Origin of the sequence: Allochromatium humboldtianum, assembly GCF_013385175.1 — a bacterium.
In the GTDB taxonomy this organism is placed as follows: domain Bacteria; phylum Pseudomonadota; class Gammaproteobacteria; order Chromatiales; family Chromatiaceae; genus Thermochromatium; species Thermochromatium humboldtianum.
The window spans coordinates 1-17,810 of record NZ_JABZEO010000001.1; the positions used below are offsets into that span (position 1 = coordinate 1).

Annotated in this window: 21 protein-coding genes; 20 read left to right on the forward strand and 1 reads right to left on the reverse strand. The window is 60.9% G+C overall.

Going from position 1 to position 17,810, the window contains the following annotated elements:
* The 9 genes from HW932_RS21610 to HW932_RS00040 all read left to right on the forward strand — a co-directional run.
* A partial coding sequence (locus tag HW932_RS21610) for a hypothetical protein (protein ID WP_222932170.1) occupies positions 1-319 on the forward strand: 319 nt, incomplete at its 5' end.
* A gap of 139 nt (positions 320-458) precedes the next feature.
* A complete protein-coding gene (locus HW932_RS00005; protein WP_176974453.1) occupies positions 459-875 on the forward strand; it encodes a type IV pilin protein in 417 nt (138 codons plus the stop codon).
* 26 nt (positions 876-901) lie between these two features.
* Complete coding sequence (locus HW932_RS22140) at positions 902-1,441, forward strand: GspH/FimT family pseudopilin (protein WP_425485084.1); 540 nt, start codon at positions 902-904, stop codon at positions 1,439-1,441.
* On the forward strand, positions 1,435-2,202 hold the full coding sequence (locus tag HW932_RS00015; RefSeq protein ID WP_176974455.1) for a PilW family protein: 768 nt from the start codon (positions 1,435-1,437) through the stop codon (positions 2,200-2,202). Before HW932_RS22140 ends, HW932_RS00015 begins: the two co-directional genes overlap by 7 nt.
* Positions 2,199-3,605, forward strand: coding sequence for a hypothetical protein (locus HW932_RS00020; RefSeq protein ID WP_176974456.1), 1,407 nt, complete (start codon positions 2,199-2,201; stop codon positions 3,603-3,605). The genes HW932_RS00015 and HW932_RS00020 overlap by 4 nt, the downstream gene beginning before the upstream one ends.
* Before the next feature lie 10 nt (positions 3,606-3,615).
* Positions 3,616-4,503 carry a prepilin-type N-terminal cleavage/methylation domain-containing protein gene (locus tag HW932_RS00025; RefSeq protein ID WP_176974457.1) on the forward strand — a complete coding sequence of 296 codons (888 nt, stop codon included), beginning with the start codon at positions 3,616-3,618 and terminating at the stop codon, positions 4,501-4,503.
* A 6-nt stretch (positions 4,504-4,509) separates the two neighbouring features.
* The gene (locus HW932_RS00030) at positions 4,510-5,238 is read left to right on the forward strand and encodes a hypothetical protein (protein WP_176974458.1); all 729 of its coding nucleotides are present in this window, start codon (positions 4,510-4,512) and stop codon (positions 5,236-5,238) included.
* Positions 5,231-7,837: a 6-pyruvoyl-tetrahydropterin synthase-related protein gene (locus tag HW932_RS00035; RefSeq protein ID WP_176974459.1), complete on the forward strand. Its 2,607-nt coding sequence runs from the start codon at positions 5,231-5,233 to the stop codon at positions 7,835-7,837. Before HW932_RS00030 ends, HW932_RS00035 begins: the two co-directional genes overlap by 8 nt.
* 34 nt (positions 7,838-7,871) lie before the next feature.
* On the forward strand, positions 7,872-8,210 hold the full coding sequence (locus HW932_RS00040) for a GtrA family protein (RefSeq protein ID WP_176974460.1): 339 nt from the start codon (positions 7,872-7,874) through the stop codon (positions 8,208-8,210).
* Here HW932_RS00040 and HW932_RS00045 read toward each other — a convergent pair.
* Positions 8,130-9,143: a glycosyltransferase family 2 protein gene (locus tag HW932_RS00045; protein ID WP_176974461.1), complete on the reverse strand. Its 1,014-nt coding sequence runs from the start codon at positions 9,141-9,143 to the stop codon at positions 8,130-8,132. The two genes, HW932_RS00040 and HW932_RS00045, sit on opposite strands and share 81 nt — an antisense overlap.
* A 425-nt stretch (positions 9,144-9,568) precedes the next feature.
* On the opposite strand from HW932_RS00045, the gene HW932_RS00050 reads away from it, so the two are divergent.
* The 11 genes from HW932_RS00050 (at position 9,569) to HW932_RS00100 (ending at position 17,786) form a co-directional block, all read left to right on the forward strand.
* Positions 9,569-10,009 carry a helix-turn-helix domain-containing protein gene (locus tag HW932_RS00050; protein ID WP_176974462.1) on the forward strand — a complete coding sequence of 147 codons (441 nt, stop codon included), beginning with the start codon at positions 9,569-9,571 and terminating at the stop codon, positions 10,007-10,009.
* Positions 10,010-10,025: 16 nt separating this feature from the next.
* A complete protein-coding gene (locus HW932_RS00055; protein ID WP_176974463.1) occupies positions 10,026-10,964 on the forward strand; it encodes an Rpn family recombination-promoting nuclease/putative transposase in 939 nt (312 codons plus the stop codon).
* Between the two features lie 60 nt (positions 10,965-11,024).
* The gene (locus tag HW932_RS00060) at positions 11,025-12,233 is read left to right on the forward strand and encodes a type II secretion system F family protein (protein ID WP_176974464.1); all 1,209 of its coding nucleotides are present in this window, start codon (positions 11,025-11,027) and stop codon (positions 12,231-12,233) included.
* Positions 12,234-12,311: 78 nt separating this feature from the next.
* On the forward strand, positions 12,312-12,740 hold the full coding sequence (gspG, locus tag HW932_RS00065; protein WP_176974465.1) for a type II secretion system major pseudopilin GspG: 429 nt from the start codon (positions 12,312-12,314) through the stop codon (positions 12,738-12,740).
* A gap of 14 nt (positions 12,741-12,754) precedes the next feature.
* Complete coding sequence (locus HW932_RS00070) at positions 12,755-13,204, forward strand: GspH/FimT family pseudopilin (protein ID WP_176974466.1); 450 nt, start codon at positions 12,755-12,757, stop codon at positions 13,202-13,204.
* Complete coding sequence (locus HW932_RS00075; RefSeq protein WP_176974467.1) at positions 13,204-13,617, forward strand: type IV pilus modification PilV family protein; 414 nt, start codon at positions 13,204-13,206, stop codon at positions 13,615-13,617. The genes HW932_RS00070 and HW932_RS00075 overlap by 1 nt, the downstream gene beginning before the upstream one ends.
* On the forward strand, positions 13,614-14,309 hold the full coding sequence (locus HW932_RS00080; RefSeq protein WP_176974468.1) for a prepilin-type N-terminal cleavage/methylation domain-containing protein: 696 nt from the start codon (positions 13,614-13,616) through the stop codon (positions 14,307-14,309). The genes HW932_RS00075 and HW932_RS00080 overlap by 4 nt, the downstream gene beginning before the upstream one ends.
* A complete protein-coding gene (locus HW932_RS00085; protein ID WP_246296584.1) occupies positions 14,309-15,244 on the forward strand; it encodes a type II secretion system minor pseudopilin in 936 nt (311 codons plus the stop codon). Before HW932_RS00080 ends, HW932_RS00085 begins: the two co-directional genes overlap by 1 nt.
* A 246-nt stretch (positions 15,245-15,490) precedes the next feature.
* Positions 15,491-16,591 carry a PilN domain-containing protein gene (locus HW932_RS00090; protein ID WP_176974469.1) on the forward strand — a complete coding sequence of 367 codons (1,101 nt, stop codon included), beginning with the start codon at positions 15,491-15,493 and terminating at the stop codon, positions 16,589-16,591.
* Positions 16,588-17,199: a type II secretion system protein GspM gene (gspM, locus tag HW932_RS00095; protein ID WP_176974470.1), complete on the forward strand. Its 612-nt coding sequence runs from the start codon at positions 16,588-16,590 to the stop codon at positions 17,197-17,199. The genes HW932_RS00090 and gspM overlap by 4 nt, the downstream gene beginning before the upstream one ends.
* Entirely contained in the window at positions 17,199-17,786 is a 588-nt protein-coding gene (locus HW932_RS00100; RefSeq protein WP_246296585.1) for a hypothetical protein, read from the forward strand. The genes gspM and HW932_RS00100 overlap by 1 nt, the downstream gene beginning before the upstream one ends.
* Positions 17,787-17,810 lie beyond the last annotated feature (24 nt).

A 17,810-nucleotide genomic window follows, 5' to 3' on the forward strand; every position in this document is an offset into this window, starting at 1 on the left:
CGTTGTCCGAGCCGGTCGGCTTTGCGCAGTAAAGTGGACCCTGAGCGGCTTGCTCAGCTTATGCCGCTTTTTCGACAGTGGATTGATTGGGCAGGCGGCGAAACGGTGTATCTGTCTGTTATGTCGTGTTGTGCGCGCTCGTTGGTGGCGTGCTGAGGCCAGGATCGAGGATTTTGGCGCTGGGACGTGCGGTGAGCCGGAAGCCGTGTTGCCGTTGCGTCTGTGGGCCTTGTTGTGTGGTGCGGCGGTCGGCTACAGTCATAGCGGTGCGGGCATGTTGATGGCAAAAAAGCTAGGTCCGTCACAGCATCAAGAGTAAAAACATTCTAAAGTTACGGGGTCAGGCCCACAACGAGGAGGTGGCGTTTGTCCACGTCGCAGCATGATTGCATCCGGGCACTGTTGACGCGCATCTCGGCCCATCCAACTCTCTTCTCACAGTTTTCAAGGAATCGCTCATGGTTTTCGATACTCGCCGCCAGCTCGGATTTACGTTGATCGAACTCATGATCACTGTCGCAATCATCGGAATTTTAGCGGCGATTGCTTACCCAAGTTATACGTCTTATGTTCAAAGTAGTCGCCGTGCAGATGGTCAGGGTGCGTTACAGCGAATCGTGCTTGAGCAGGAGAAGTGGCGGGCGAACAATACGACTTATTCCAGCACACTTGCGAATCTTGGATTTAGTGGGACGACTTCTGCCGAGGGTCATTACAATCTTTCGATTTCTAGCGCTACCGGAACCGGTTATACTGCAACAGCCGACCCGACTGGTGTGCAGGCAAATGATACGAACTGTGACCCAATGACGATTGTAGTCAGTAATGGCGGCGCTACCATTACAACAAATCCAAGCAGTTGTTGGAAAAAATGAAAGTCAAGACTTCCATCACGAGTTACATGGGTGGTGTGACGCTCATTGAGCTTATGGTATCGCTAAGCGTACTAGCGATTCTGGCAACCATCGCCATCCCATCATATACAGGCTTCATGGATCGTTATCGTCTGGAAGGCGCGATTCAGGGGCTTTACGCGGATCTACAATTCGCGCGATCCGAATCGGTTAAATGTAACCGTCGAGTGAGGGTCACATTCACGACGGGCAGCACATGGTCTTATACGATTTCACGCATAGGGAGTTGCACTAATTCCAGCGATAGCACAACCGTAACTGATCTAAAAACAGTTGGCGTTGCGAGTTTTCCAGCGACTCAGATCGCAAGTACGACACTCACTAGCAATACGTTATTTTTCGAGCCGCGTTTCGGCAATGTAGAACATGGTGGATCTACATCTGGGACGACATTGTCGGGCGAAGCCCAAGTTAATTTTCAGTCTGGTCAAGGAAAACAGGCCCGCGTTTTAGTAAATTTAATTGGCCGAGTAAGATACTGCTCGCCGTCAGGCTCTAATAACCTGATAGGTATACCTACATGTTAACCATTTCATTGCAGATACGCCGTGAATCCGGTGTAAGCTTGATTGAGTTAATGATCGGCATGGTTGTTGGGTTGCTCGTGCTCGCGGGTGGCATCGCCTTTTTCGTCAATTCAGTTTCGAGTAATCGCGAGATATTACAAAGTCGCTTGTTGAATCAGGAACTGAAGGCAACGATGAGTCTGATGACGCGCGAAATTCGCCGAGCGCAGTATATTGCAAATGCTGAATCACTGCGGACGGCGGTTCCTTGTACAGATGCTTTCTGCGATGCCAACGATTTTGCGCTGCCTTCGTCATTTGCTCACGCATCCTTGACTAGTGTGTATAACGCCATTTTGTTTGGCTATGATCGGAATAATAATGGCACCCAAACTGCCGATGAGTGTTTTGGCTTCGGTCTGGTAACAGATCCCACCACGGGCATCGATGTGGTTGCCATGCCTAACGGTTGGGACTGCACGGGCACCACCGCGTCGACTCCTACATCAACACCTTGGTCTTGGACTGCCTTGACTGATCCGCGCACGATCGAGATTACCAGTCTGAATATCTGCGTTCTCTGTACGCCTTCCAGCGGCACGGCTTTCTATGACCGCAATGTCAATATCTGTCTGGAAGGGCAGATGCGATCAGATCCGTCCGTAACCATGGCCTTGAGCGAATCCGTGCAAGTTCGCAGCACTATTCCTTTAAACTCCAAGCCGTCTTACTGCGCATCATCTTGCCCGTCTACACAGACGACACCGCCGATATGCCCATGAAAAACTTAACTCGTTTTTGGAACGGTAAACGCCGTCAAGCAGGGGTTGCCGCGCTGTTCGGTTCCGTGACATTAGTGTTGCTGGCAAGTCTTGCGACAATTTACGGCTCGCGATCCGTACAGTTTGAGCAGATGGATAGCAATAATCAGTATTGGGCAACCCAGGCTCATGAAGTGGCGCAATCGGGGGTGGAGCATGCAATTGCGTGGTTTAAAAGCAAGACGGTTACTACTTTACATGCAGACTGGGTTACTGTTCCCGCGACAAATCCAACCTCGACTATCACTGCTCATTGCCCTGGCGCTGCTTCTGGATTTTCGACTACCAGGGATTCTACGCATTTACCCCAGTGCTTTAATATGAGCTCACAGACCGGGGTAGCTGTCACTGGCTATACAGTGGATGTCAGGCTGGGTCGCGATATGATCGCATCACCTAATTTCGCCATTATTCAATCAACGTCCACTAATACGGATAATAACGCTAGAGCGACTGTTGTGCAGAAGATTTATCTTCCAGTTTCAGGTGTAACTCCAGACGACACAAAAACCGGGGCGCATGCACCGCTTGTAACAAATGGCTGTGTTGATAATAATGGCGGTTCTAATGATATTTACCCATCTGATACTTGTGTCTGTAGCATCGGCACTTGCACCGGCTCATGTACTTGCTCAGGCTCCTGTTTAGCTGGAACTTGTTCTGGCTCTGGCTCTTGTTCAAGCACAGGTAGCTGTGGTGCCTGTCAGTGTGATAAAGCTATAGATATTTTGCGTCTCCAAGACTTAGTTAGTCCTACAGGTGTCGATGCAGCTGATAAAGCGCATTGTGAAGACTTTTCAAACAACAAGCCTAATATTCATAACGGAAATGTTGATACTCCATCACTAGCGGCTTCTACTACCTGTTCAGGCGATATGGTTTGGAAAGAAATTTTCGGCACAACTTCTAAACAACAGATGGAAGCTTTATCTGATGCTCAAGAGGCGGCTGGCTTAGATAATACTACAAACCCAAAGAGAAAAGTATATTGGGTTGATAGTAGCAGTACAATAAATTGGAATGGTAATCAAACATTCGGGTCAAGCGCCGAATCCGTAATTATCATTTTTTCAGCAGATGCTTGCAATAATGGCCCAGGCGGTGGTTGTCCAAAAATAAATGGTAACATTACAATATATGGTACCGTCTACATGGACACTCAGTGTGATGACGAAAAATCTGAAGGTTGGGGCAGTGCAACTATACATGGCACTGTTGCTTTTGAGTCTGGAATAAACAAATTTGTTGGAAATGGTGCAATTCGTTACAACGGCAACACCGGCAACGCCTTTCCCCCTTCACCGCCTCCTGTTTACGATGCTAACGCTGTTCAGCGCATAAGCGGAAGCTGGAAGGATTTCTGAGGTACCAACCATGAAAACCCTGCGCCATCTCCATAATCGCCTGCTGCCGAACTTCAAGGGATTCTCCTTGGTCGAGGCTATGATTGCCTTTGTGATCGTGGGCGTTGGTCTGCTGGGTGTGACAAAACTTCAGGTCTTTGTCACCGCCGGATCATCCTCAAGCCAGCAGCGCGTGCAAGCGATGAACTTGGCGCAGGAAAAAATCGAGTATTTTCGATCTCACTGTCCAAGTGGATGCGCTGTGAGTTATACGGGAATAGCGAATGGGAGCGATTCAGCGATCACACGCGGAAACGCGATTTATAACCGTTCTTGGACTGTGACCGCTAATACAAGTCCAGCGTATAAGACAGTTGTTGTAACTGTTTGGTGGTCAAATAAGGAAGGCTCAACCGCAGATGATGATCGTCGCGAAGTTGTTTTGCAAACGAAGATTTCGGATGTTCCTGCGATGATTACGGCAAGTACCAGCACTGGTGCTACGACGAGTGCTGTTGCTACTAGTTTGTTGGCTACAAGTAGCTCCACTAGCTCAACGACTACCAGCACTTCCACTACTAGTTCATCAACTACCAGTACGCCGAGTATCACTACTACATCGGTACCCCCAACTACTGTCAGTGATGGCACGACGACGACGACCACGGCGCCGACCACAACTACGAGCACCACGACCACGACACTGTGCACAACGACAGTTTCCGGAAGTCGTCAAAATGAAAATGCCGTGATCACTGTTGTGACTCCGAGTGGAACATGCACAGGTACAGGCAAGAAAACTTACTCATGTACTGTTAACGCCGCATCTGGATCGACCATCACCATACAGCAAGTCAGTGGTGGCACGACCCAAAATACGACTACCGCCAACTGCGAAAATCGAACCGTCGACTTCTAACTGACCGTGCGCCGGCAATCCTCCTATCCGTGGCTATGCGGTCTGCTATTGACCGCAAGCCTGCCGGCCCAGGGCCACCAATTCGAAGTCAGCACGGCACCAGGATCGATTCAACTGCGCTCCCTGGCCACCAAACCGGTCTACGCCCTCTGCGTCGAGATCGGGGCCGGGAGCGCCTTCGAGCGCCTCACCGGACCGGCGATCCTCGCCCCCAACGCCACCTGGACCGCACCCCAGCCTTATACACAACACACCCCACTCGTGATCTCCGTCGCCTTCCGCGACGAAAGCGGCATCCCCGGCCTCGTCTTCGCCACCCTCGGCCACACCGCCCTCGCCCCACTCGCCATCCCCAGCGACGTCCGACTCCAAGACATCGCCCCCTTCATCGCCCCCGACTGGCCCACACGCCAACTCCTGTGGCGCGACGCGCGCGACCTGCCCCCCTCCGACCGCCTGACCGACTGCGCCCACCTGCCGCCGCTACGCCGGACAACCCTCGACCACACCCCGACCACTCTCGACGCCCGCCCCCTGTCGGGCGTGATCCAGGTCATCGGACAGGACACCAACGGCCAGGCCGTCTCACAAGCCTTGACCCTCGCCGACGCCCCCGCCACCCAACCGCTGCCGTTCTGGGTCCGTCAACCCGCCCTCTGGTCCGTGCTGGGCCTGCTGCTCGGCCTGAGCGCCCTTGCCTCCGCCCTGCTCCAAGGAACATCGCGCAATGCTTGAAAGACTGATCCGGACACGCCAACCCACATGGCTCGCCGAAACCCTGATCTGGCTGTTCTTCGCCACCCTCACCGCCTCACTGCTCGCCCCCGAATGGCTCCTGACACCCACCACAGCCACCGGCGGCGACCTCGTCTCCCATCGACTCTACGCCCACGCCCTGATCCACGACGCCCTACCGCACGGACGGCTCACCACCTGGATGCCCGAAGTCTTCGGCGGCTTTCCGCTGTTCGGCTACTACTTCCCTCTGCCCTTCCTGACCATGGCCGCCCTCCACCCCATCACCGGCGAAGCCATCGCCTTCAAACTCGGCGCCGTACTGCCCGCGCTGCTACTCCCCGGCGCGGTCTACTCGACCGGGCGACGGATGCTCCAACTGCCGTTCCCCTCGGCTCTACTCGGCGCAACCGGCGCCTGGATCGTCCTCACACACGAACAAAACGCCATCTGGGGCGGCAACCTGCTGGCCCTGCTCGCCGGCGAATTCGCCTATTCCTACGGATTCCTGCTCGCCGTGCCGGCCCTCGGCGCCTGGGCACGCCTGGCCCGAACCCTGGCCGACGGACAACCCACCGGACGCGCCCTGACCCTGGCCGTCGTACTCGAAGCCCTGACCGGTCTGGCGCATGGCTATGCCCTGCTGGCCGTCGGCTTCGGATCCCTGACACTGCTCCTGATCGTCCGCCCCCCCCGGCGCCTGACCGTTTGGCTCGCCGCCGGCCACACCCTGGCCTTCTGCGCCCTCGGCGCCTGGCTCTGGCCGCTGCTGGAGATGCACGCCTACACCACGCCCAACGACTCCCTGACCTGGCTCGATCACTGGCTCGACCCCGTGGCCCCGACACTGCGCTGGTGGCTAGGCAGCGCGCTCGCCGCCGGCGGGCTGTGGCTGATACTCCGTCGACGCCTGACCCCGCTCACGTCCGACGAATCCCTATCCCTGGCCCTGCTGATCGGCGCCGCACTCTGGGCGCTGGCCGGCTGGTGGCTGGCCGGCCGCCTCGGTCTGGCCGACCTGCGCTGCCTGCCGCTAGCGCTACTGTTCCTGGCCGTGGCGGCCGGCTGGTCGATGGGCGCCCTGTTACAGCGCGCACCGACCGCCGCAACCCCCGACGCACCGCCGACCGCCCCCCAACGCCGACGCGCCCAACTCTGGGCGCTCGCCTTGACGGCGCTGATGATCGGCGAGGTCGCCGGCACCATCCAGCAAACACCGCAGTGGGCGCAATGGAACTTCGAAGGCGCTGAACACAAACCGCTGTGGCGCCTCCTGAGCGCCCTGTTCCCCCAAATGCGCGGCGACCTGTTCGACCCGCGCCTGATCTTCGAGCACGACCCCGAGAACAACGCGCTCGGCTCCACCCGCGCCCTGGAAGCCCTACCGCTGGAGCTGGGCGGACGCCCGGTGCTGGAGGGGCTGTACATGGAATCGGCACTGCTCGCCCCCGTCATCTATCTGACCCAGGCCGAAATCTCGCGCGCGCCCTCCTCACCGCTGGCGCGCTTTCCCTCGGCGCGTCCGGCCCCCGGCCGCGCGGCGGTCCATCTGCGGATGCTGTACGCCGATACCCTGCTGGTGCGCTCGCCCGAGACGCGGCAACTCCTGGCAGCCGATCCGGCCTTCGAGCGCGTAGCAGTGGTCGAACCGTTCGAGCTATGGCGGCTACGCGACTTCTCGACACCCCTGATCGAGCCCTTGACCTTACCGCTGCGCGTACTGCCGCGCACCGACTGGCAACGTCATGCCTTCGACTGGTTTGCCGCCCTGGCCGACGCCCCGCCCGCGTTCTGGCCGGTGTATGACGCTGACGACCGCGTCGCCTCGCCTAGCGAACAGCAACCGACGGTCATTCGCGCCATCCGGCTGGAGCGCGAGCGCATCCGTTTCACGACCTCGACGCCCGGCCAACCGGTGTTGATCCGCCTGGCCTTTCATCCGCGCTGGCGATTGCAAACGCCGGGCTCACTCCACCTGGCGGCCCCTGGATTCCTGCTGGTCATCCCAGCCGATGAACAAGTGGAACTGGTCTTCGGCGATACACCGATCGGTCAGGCAGGTACCCTGGCCACGCTCGCCGCACTCCTGGTGCTGGCGGTGCTATGGTGGCGCGGCGGTTACATCACCGGATCCGGCGGTACGCAAGAGGTATCGGCCCAAGACATACACAAGCGACCCGAACCCTTGTTACGCATCGCACCCGTGCGCGTCCTGCTGCTGCTCATAGGACTGGCAGCGGCGATACTGGCCGGACGAACCTCGCCCGAGGCGACCTATCGACTGGCGTGGCAGGCATTCAATACCGGTGATTCAGCACGAGCCGCCGAGCTGTTCGCCCAAGCGGCGAACGAGCGCCTGGGGCATGGCCGCCGACAGGAGGCGCTGTACTGGCGCGCAATCGCCCTGGAACGCGCCGGTGATCGCAACCAGGCCCGCGCGCTGTTCACGGAGATCGCGCTTGCACCTGCCGGTCACTGGCCGGCTGATGCACTCCAAGCCCTGCTGCGCGACGCCCGTGAACGCGGCGACACGGCGGCGGTCGAGCGCTGGGAGGCCAGGTTGCGGGCCGTGGCGCCGTTGGTGTCGCAGGAGAAATGAAACTGCAATGCGACGATTATGGCGTTTTTCCTCCGTGGGTATCCTCAACACCCTGATCCATGGCGGACTGCTGATTTTGCTGGTCGAATGGTTCGACTGGACGCCGCCGCCCGCTAATGTTGCGGCTTTTTTGGGAGCGAATCTGTTTGGATTTGTCGCTCATAGTCTGTTCACATTCCAAATGACTATCGACTATGCGCGCTATCCGCGATTTCTGATGATTTCCGGTCTGGGCAGTGCTCTGTCATACGCGATCAGCGTACTGGGGGTCGTTTTGGGTTGGCACTACCTCTCAGCCTTTTTGCTCCAAATCTTGCTGATGCCGATCATCAACTTCATCCTGTTGCGCTCGTTTGTTTTCATCGCTCGCTGACTTCTGCGAGTTAACGCGCCAATCCACGATATAACTGGGACGCCGCTTGACCTCGTCATGGATGCGTGCGACATAGATACCCAACAACCCTAGGCTGATCATCAATGTACTGCCGATGAAGAGCTGAAGCAGGATAACGGTCGTGAAACCGCCGAGCGCCACGCCCGAAAACTTGTCATACAGTGCCTTGGCCGAAAAAATGATACTGACCACAAAGGTCAACGCACCCAGAATCGTGATGAAATGCAGCGGTGCGGACGAAAACGAGGTGATGGCGGATATGGAGTAACGCCATAATTTGAAGCGAGACCAGCGGCTGTTTCCATGACGACGCGGCGAAACCTCGAACGTCAAACGCGCCAGCGGAAATCCACCCCAATGGATCATGCCACGAAAAAAACGCTCGCGCTCGTGCAGATTGCGATAGAAATCCAACACTCGACGATCCAATAGTTTGAAATCCGACTGATTGCGAATGTCCATGCCCGTCAGCAGAAAAAATATCCGATAGAAAACTTCGGCCATCCAGCGCGAGATGGCCGATTCGGACTGACGCCGGATCTTTTCGGCTTCGACGACATCGATACCGCTATTCCACAGCGCCACCATGCCTGGAATCAGCGCTGGAGGATGCTGCATATCGGCATCCATGACGATGACCGCGTCACTAGCCTCATCCACATGCTCCAAGCCGGCCTGAATAGCGGCTTCCTTGCCGAAATTGCGCGTCAGTCGCAACACCGAGACATCGGCATAGGTATCGCGAATGGCGGACAAATGGATGAAACTATCGTCGGTGGACCCGTCATCGACCAGCAAGAACTGAAATCGGTGTTCAGGGATTCGCGCAACGGCCTCCCGGATCGCCCGAACATTGTCCGTCAGTGGAGCGCCTTCGTTGAAGACCGGAATCACTAAGGTCAATTGTGACATGATCAAGGTGTGTCCAATCTGAACCCAGGGTGGGTCCAACCTGACCCGGAGGTGGGGCCAATTCGGCCCCCAAATGAGCAAAATACTCTACGAAATACAACAGCTCCCCGCCCCCCCCTCGGTGAGCCGGGTCGGACGCTGAATCTGGGAGCGATCGATCGAAGCGGCGCGCCGTCGGCCACAGCGCAGGTTCGTGTGCGCGGCAGGACTCGACAGCGGCGAAGAGATGCGGTTAGGATGGCCACCGTCGCGGAGGTGCTACCAACACCTGACCGCACAAAGCCCCGACTGCAAGAGAGTCGAGCGCACCAGTGGCCGTCGGTATTCTACCAGAGTCCCCAGGGACGATAACGTCTCACCGCGCCCACACGCGATCCAGCTCACCAGTCGGTGGTCTCCGAACCAGAATCCTTGGAGATTGCCGAATGTACATCCAATTCGCCGCCTCACCGGTCGAAATCCTCGCCTGGCAACGCCTCGTCCTGGCCGAATCCACACTCAGCCACACCGCCAGCCGCATCGCTACCCGCCTCTCGCTCTACATCAACACCGCCACCGCCTGCGCTTGGCCGTCACTGCGCACACTCGCCCGCGACTCCAGCACCTCCTACACCTCCGTCAAACGCGCCATCAAAGACCTGGTCGGACTCGGACTGCTCCAGGTCGAACCCGGCGACGCCCAACACACCAACCGTTACCGCGCCCTGCTGCCCGTCACCGCACCGACCGCGCCCACCAGCGCCGCCGCCCTCAACCCCCCGACGCCCCCAACCACCCCAACCCCCGAAGCCGTAACACCGCCGCCCGCGATTCGAGCTGATTGCACACCGCGCGCCCACACGCATTGTCAGTCCCCCGCCTCCTGACTAGACTCTACAAACCATGAGCCACCATCCCATCGACCCCAAGATCGACTGCGTCTTCAAAGCCCTGCTCGGCTCGGAGGCCAACCGTGCGCTCCTGATCCACTTCCTCAACGCCAACCTCGGCGCGGCACTTCCGGCCCCCATCACCGAGGTCGAAATCCTCAACCCCTACAACGACAGAGAATTCCTCGACGACAAACTCAGCATCGTCGACGTCAAAGCGCGCGACCAGCACGGAAGCCTGCACCAGATCGAAATCCAGCTCCTGACCAACCGCGACCTGCTCGCCCGCATCCTCTACACCTGGGCCGACCTCTACAGCAGCCAACTCCAGAGCGGCCAAGACTACAGCACCCTCAAACCCACCTACGCCATCTGGCTCCTGGGCGAAGACCTCCTACCCAAGCGCCCCGAATACGCCCACGACTTCCGCCTGCGCGACACACTCGGACGCCCATTGCTCGACCACGGCGGCATCTGGCTGCTGGAACTGAACAAATTCCACACCAACATCGTCTATACCGAGCAACAACGCTGGCTGAAATTCTTCGCCGAAGGCGAACACCTCGACCCCGAAGCGCTCCCCGCCTGGATGCACACCAACGAAATGAGGCAAGCCATGAGCACCCTACAAGCCTTCTCCGACAAAGACCGCGCCTATCACGCCTATCAAGCGCGCCAGAACTACCTGCGCGAACAACGCGGCATCCAGCGCCACCTGGAAGAGCTGCAAACTGAAACCGAACAGCAACGCGCCGCCCTGGAACAGCAACGTGCCGCCCTGGAACAGGTACGCGCCGAGAAGGAACAGGCACAGGCGAGAGAGGAACAGGCACAGGCCGAGAAAGAACAGGCGCAGGCGAGAGAGGAACAGGAGCGAGCCGCCAAAGAAGCCGCCCTAGCCGAGCTCGCACGCCTCAAAGCGCAGCTGAACGGTCAAAATCACACCAACTGATCGCCCACTGACAGCTTTGCTGGTAATTGTTGCGCTGATCAAGCCCCGTAATGGACAACCATGCCCAAATTCTTCTACAAGGCCGTCAAGCTCGACGGCGAGCCGGTCGAGGGCGAGATGGAGGCCGCCGACGAGTCGGCGGTCATCCGCCATCTCCAGAGCACGGGCCTGATCCCGATCGAGGCGCGCACCACCAAGAGCCTGACGGCCAAGCTGGGTCAGCGCCGCCGCCGACGTCTGAGCCAGAAAGAGATCGGCATCCTGACACGCGAGCTGGCGACCCTGCTCGAAGCCGGCCTGACCCTCGATCGTTCACTGCAAATCCTCGTCGACCTGACATCCGAGGAGCATCTGGTGCGGGTGCTCTCGGATCTCCAGGAGCGGGTACGCGGCGGCGCCACCTTCTCCAGCGCGCTCGAATCCCAGGACCGTCAGTTTCCGCGTCTCTACATCAACATGGTGCGGGCGGGCGAGGCGAGCGGGGCGATGGAGCAGGTGCTCGACCGGCTGGCCGACTATCTGGAACGTGTCGCCGAACTGCGCCAGACCGTGACCTCGGCCCTGGTCTATCCCTCGATCCTGCTGTTCGTCTCCGCGCTCTCGGTCATCCTGCTCCTGGTGTTCGTGGTACCTCAGTTCACGGTGCTGTTCGAGGACATGGGCGAGGCGCTGCCGCTGCCGACTCAGATCGTGGTCGCGGCCGGAGATCTGTTCCGCAACTATTGGTGGGCGATGCTGTGCGTGATCGCGCTGGTGGCCGTCGTCATCGAGCGCCGACTCCAGAATCCCGAGACCAAGGCCAGATTCGACCGCCGAGTACTGACCCTGCCGTTGTTCGGCGATCTGATCTGGAAAATGGAGACCGCTCGGCTCTGTCACACACTCTCGACCCTGCTCAAGAACGGCCTGCCACTGCTCAGCGCCCTGAACCTGGCCAAGGAAGTGGTCTCCAATCAAAAGATCTTCGGCCTGATCGAGGAGGCGGGCGAGGAGCTCAAGCATGGGCGCGGCCTCGCCGGTCCGCTCGCCCGACTCCAGGCCTTGCCCGATCTGGCGCTTCAGATGATCCGTGTCGGCGAGGAGTCCGGCAGTCTCGACGCCATGCTGGCCAAGGTCGCCAGTCTCTACGATCGCGAGACGCGGGTGAGCGTGCAGCGGATGCTGACCCTGCTGGAACCGATCCTGATCGTCGGACTCGGCATCATCGTGGCCGGCATCATCCTGTCGATCCTCATGGCCATCCTCGGCGCCAATGAACTCGTCTTCTGAACCCGTGTCATGTCCGTCGAGCCGGGTTTAGAATGCGCCATCGATTCCAAGGATCCACTATCAAGAGGTCAGTTTCATATGCGTTTCAAGACGTCGCGCCGCCACGGCGGCTTCACCCTGGTCGAACTCCTGGTCGTGCTGGCCATCCTGGGTCTGCTTGCCGGTCTGGTCGGTCCACAGGTGATGAAATTCCTGGGCAGCTCCAAGAGCAAGACGGCCAAGCTCCAGATCGAGGATCTGTCCTCGACGCTCGATCTCTATCGCCTGGAGCTGGGACGCTATCCGACCGAGAACGAGGGACTCAAGGCCCTGGTCGAGAATCCGGGCAACATGCCGGGCTGGAACGGTCCCTATCTGAAGAAGAAGGAAGTGCCCCAGGATCCCTGGGGGTTCGACTTCCAGTACCGGTTCCCCGGTGAACATGGCAGCTACGACATCTGGTCGCTCGGTGCCGACAACCGCGAGGGCGGCGAGGGCGAGAACGCCGACGTCAAGAGTTGGGAATAATCCGGACCCAGCGGATGAGGCGGCGCACGCGCGGCTTCACCCTGGTCGAGCTACTGGTGGTCATGGCCATCGCCGCCGTCGTCATGACGGCGGTGCCCACGCTCTTTTCGGCCGCCTTTCCGGGGCTGGAGATGAAATCCGCCGCGCGCCGCACCGCCGCCACACTGCGTCTGGCGCGCGAATCGGCCATCCGGCGCGGCGAGGAGACGACCGTGCTGGTCGATCTCGAACAGCACCGGCTGACGCTCGCCGGCTATCGCGCACTCTCCCTGCCCGAGCGGCTCTCGCTCCGGCTCGACGCCGCGAGCAGCGAACTGATCGACGAGCAGCGCGGCACCATCCGCTTCTTCCCCGACGGCAGTTCGACCGGCGGGCGTCTCGTGCTCTCGCATGACGGGCATGGTTATCAGATCGGTGTGATCTGGCTGACCGGACGCATCGAACTGGATTCCTGGTCCGAGTGATGCGCCGTCGTCGATCCCAATACGGATTCTCGCTCCTGGAGGTGCTGGTCGCCTTCGCGATCCTGGCCGTCTCGCTCGGGGTGCTGCTCGGTATCTTCTCGCGCGCCACCACGGCCACCATCGCCTCAGCCCAGTACAGTCAGGCCGCGACCCTGGCCGAGTCCCTGCTCACCCTGGTCGGGCACGAGGTCGCCCTCGAAGAAGGGGCGGTCTCGGGCGGCACCGAGAGCGGTTTCTCCTGGGAGCTGACGATGGTCGAGATCGATCTCGCGGACGAGTTTCCGACGACCACGCTCTCGGTCAGGGCCTATCGTGTCAACGTCACCGTGCTCTGGTTCGATGCCGGACGGCCGCGACGTCTGATGCTCTCGGCCCTGAAGCTGGCCGAACCCTTGGCGAACAACCTCCAATGAACCGGCGCGCAATACGCGGCTTCACCCTGATCGAACTGGTGATCGCCCTGGCGATCATCGGTCTGATCTCGCTGCTGCTGTTCTCGGGACTGCGGCTTGGCGGACGCTCTTGGGAGGCGGTCGAGACGGTCGGCGAGCGCCTGTCCGGTCTGCGGCTCGCCGATGGTTTCCTGCGGCGCACACTGAGTCAGACCCGACCGACCACGGCCCCCTATGATGGCCAGATCGTGCAGGTCTTCGCCGGTGAGTCCGAGCGTCTCGAATGGGTCGCGCCCCTGTCGGATCACGTCGGACTGTCCGGACTCTATATCCTGCGTCTGCAACTCGAGGGCTCGGGCGAGGCGCGAAACCTGATTCTGACGCGCTGGCTGCTGCACCCCGAGATCCTGGAGGGCGGCGACGAGGTACCGCTCTGGGAGCCCATGAGCGAGCAGGACACGGGAGCCGGCTCCCTGGAGGATCTTCGTCCCGATCTGGACACCGCCGATGGCGCCTTCGGTCGAGTCCTGTTGTTGAAGGATGTGAGCCGCTTCGAGCTGGCCTATCATGGTCTGGTCGACGGCGACAGCGAACCGGACTGGCATGAGGAGTGGCTGGGCCAGACGCGACAACCGAATCTGGTGCGCATCCGCCTGGAGACGACCGAGCAATCCTGGCCCGACATCGTCGTGGCCCTACCCGATCAGCCCTGATGATGGTACGAATCAGACGCCAGCGCGGCATCGCGCTCATGCTCGTGATGTGGGTGCTGACGCTCCTGACGGTCATGGCCGTGAGCCTGACGGTCTCGCGCCGCACCGAGATCGCCCTGACCGACAACCAGGTCGAGTCGGCGCGCTTCCGGGCGCTCGCCGAGGCCGCCATCGCCTATACCGCGCTGCATTACATGACCGCCGAGGCCCAGGTCGACGAAGAGCAGGGAACGGCCTGGCTGCCCGACGGCCAGCCGCGTCTCTGGTTCTTCGCCGGCTCCGAGCTGAGTCTGCGCGTCTTCAACGAGTCCTCGCGCTATGATCTCAACCAGATCCAGCCCGAGACCCTGCGCACCTTGCTGGAGGTGCTCGGACTGGAGCCCGAGGCCGCCGATGCCTTGGCGGCGGCGATCGTCGATTGGCGCGACGACGACGATCTGGCCCTGCTCAATGGCGCCGAGGACAGCGACTACGAAAAGGCCGGGCGCGCGCTCGGCGCCAAGGACGCACCCTATGAGGCGGTCGAGGAGCTGCGGCAGGTGCTCGGCATGACACCCGAGATCTATCGCCGGCTCGCACCCGAGGTCTCGGTCGAGGGCGGCTCGGCGCAGCCGGTCGAGCGTTTCGCCTCACCGGCGGTGCTGGCCACGCTCAAGGGCGTCACACTGGACGAGGCGCGCGAGGAGATCGCGGAGCGCGATCAGGCCGAGGCAGTACCTGGGGCGACCACGACGACCGTGGTCGATCGCGGCGGTCCGGTCTACCGACTCCAGATCAGCGAGTCGCCATCGAGCGGTACGGGGCGACGGATGGAGGCGCTCTTTCAGCTCGCGCCGGGCCGGCAGCCGCCCTATCAGGTACTCTGGCGTCGGCAAGGTCTCGTGGCCGAGACCCGAAGCGACAACGAGTCGCCGCACGACAATGAAGCGGAGTGAAGCCACTCGCTCTCAAGGATGTCGACATCATCGCCTTCTCGCTCTATGAATTCTGCTTTTCGACGCCGGAGTCCCTCTACGAGCGGCTGGCCGGCCATGACTCCGCCTAGTTCGACTGGCGCCGGGACGGGACTGGGTTTTACACTTCATTTTCATAATTTCCGGACCCGGATCGCCCGATAATGCGTCGACCTGGGCAGAGGCCCTCACTCCTGGGCCTGCCGGCTGGACTCAGAATTGCCTACCATGACTCTCACCGAACGCTTGAGCCAATTCTTCAGGGGATGGCCAGTCTCCGGGATCGGCGCACCGGGGCTTTCAGATGGACTCGACGAGCGTCTGCTGGCCTGTCTGCCTGCCTTCGCACATCGGCTCCTGGCTCGCCACAATCGCCGTCTCGTCATCCGTCCCAACGGATCGCGTGCGCATCTCAGTCTGGTCGCCGGTCTGGATACCCAGCCGCTGGGCGAGTTGGATCTCGCGCATGCCTCGGCGCTACAGGGCGTCACTGGAGTCCCGGAGCAGGAGCGCCCGCATGGCGTCGAGCTCTGTCTGCCGCGCGAGGTCGTGCTCACGCGCACCGTCTCCTTCCCATCGCAGGTCCGCGCCAACCTGCCGCAGGTCATCCGTTACGAGCTGGACCGGCTCTCGCCCTTCGAGTCCAAGGACGTGCTCTTCGATTTCGTGGCCCAGGGCGGTTCCAAGACGGCCGATCGTCTGCGACTGGAGCTGGCCCTGTGCCGACGCGATCTGGTCGATGGCTGGATCACGCGCCTGGAGGCGCTCGGCGCGCCGATCGACCGCATCACCTGGGACGGCGCCTGGAAGGGTGCGAACCTGCTCCCGGTCGAGCAGCGCCCCAAGCGGCGGCGTCTGCGTCTGACGCTCGGCTCGATCTCGGTCATGGTCTCGATCCTGCTCGCGATCGCGATCCTGGTGACGCCTCTGTGGCAGAAGCACCATCTCGCGCGCCAGTTGGATGCAGAGGTCGCACGTCTGCGCAGTCAGGCCATCGCCGTCGACGAGATACGCCAGGAGCTCGAACGTGTCCGCCAGGGCAGCACGGCCGTGCTCCAGCGCAAGCTCGAACAACCCCGGATCCTGGAGATGCTGCGTGAACTGACCGACCGTCTCCCCGAGGATACCTGGGTGCAGAACCTCGAGTTCAGCGCCGATCAGGTCGACCTGCGCGGCGAGTCGGGTCAGGCCACGGCCCTGATCGCGATCCTGGAACAGGCGCCCGGCATCGATGGCGTCTCCTTCGGCTCGCCCGTGACTCAGATCGCCCGCACCGGCAAGGAGCGCTTCAACATCAACTTCCGCTATGTGCGCGGAGGCGCCGAATGACCCTCAAGCCCGCGACCGATCGACCGCTGTGTCTGGGCCTGCTCGGTGCGGCAGTCCTGGCGCCGATCCTGCTCGTGGCCGCCATCGCGATTCCCTGGCTGGGGCGGATCTCGGCACTCGACGACACCATCGCCGGCAACCGCGACCAGCTGCAGCGCTATCAGCGTCTGGTCGGCACCCTGCCGGCACTCCAGGCCGAACTGGAGCAGGCGCGCACCAACGATGCCTTCGACGCCTTCTATTTCAAGGCCCCGACCCAGGCGCTCGCCGGCGCCCAGCTCCAGACCCAGATCCAGGAGATCGTCACCGCCGCCGCCGGGCGTCTGATCAGCACCCAGATCCTGCCGCCGGAAGGTCAGGAGACGCCGTCGCGCATCCGCGTGCGCACCCAGATCCAGGGTTCGACCGAGACACTCACGGAGATGCTCTATCGTCTCGAGCAGGCGCGACCCTTCCTGTTCGTCGAACGTCTCTCGGTGCGTTCCTCGGCTCGTCCGATGGAGCTCGCCAACCCGGCTATGGCGCGTCGTCGCCTAGTCGCCAATCAGGGCGGCGAACTCACGGTGAGACTGGACATCTATGGATTCGTCCTCGGGGGGGCGCGATGATGAAACAGACCCCGATCCTGGTCGCGTTCGTCCTGCTCGGCATCCTGACGTTCCAGTGGGTCGACTGGCCGCCGGATGCGCCATCGAGCGAAGCGTCGGGCGAGACGGGCGGCGCGCAGCCCGTCGCGTCTCCCGGCCAGCCGGATCTGATCACCCGGCTCGAAACCCAGGAGGCCAGGGATCACTATGTCTCCATCACCGAGCGCCCGCTGTTCCGACCGGATCGCCGACCGGAACCGCCGGTCGACGAACAATCGGGTCCGGAGGTTCCGCAGGAGAGCGCCGAGCTGAGCGTCTTCGATCTGAACGCCGTACTCATCACGCCCGACATCGTCTCGGCCTGGGTGCGGGATCCGGCGCAACCCAAGCTGCGCCGTCTGCGCATCGGAGACGATCTGCAGGGCTGGGCGGTCCTGGACATCCAGGAGGATCGCGTCCTGCTCGAGCGACAGGGTCAGCAGGATGCGTTAATATTGCGCGATTACTCCAAGGCAGCGCCCGCGTCCGCGCCATCACCGCCCGCCCGGAAGGCCCTTCCCCGGCCACCGCCCCGCGCACCGGTGCGCGCCGAACCACCCCAGCAATGATCACACCGGGTCGAGGCCGCTCGA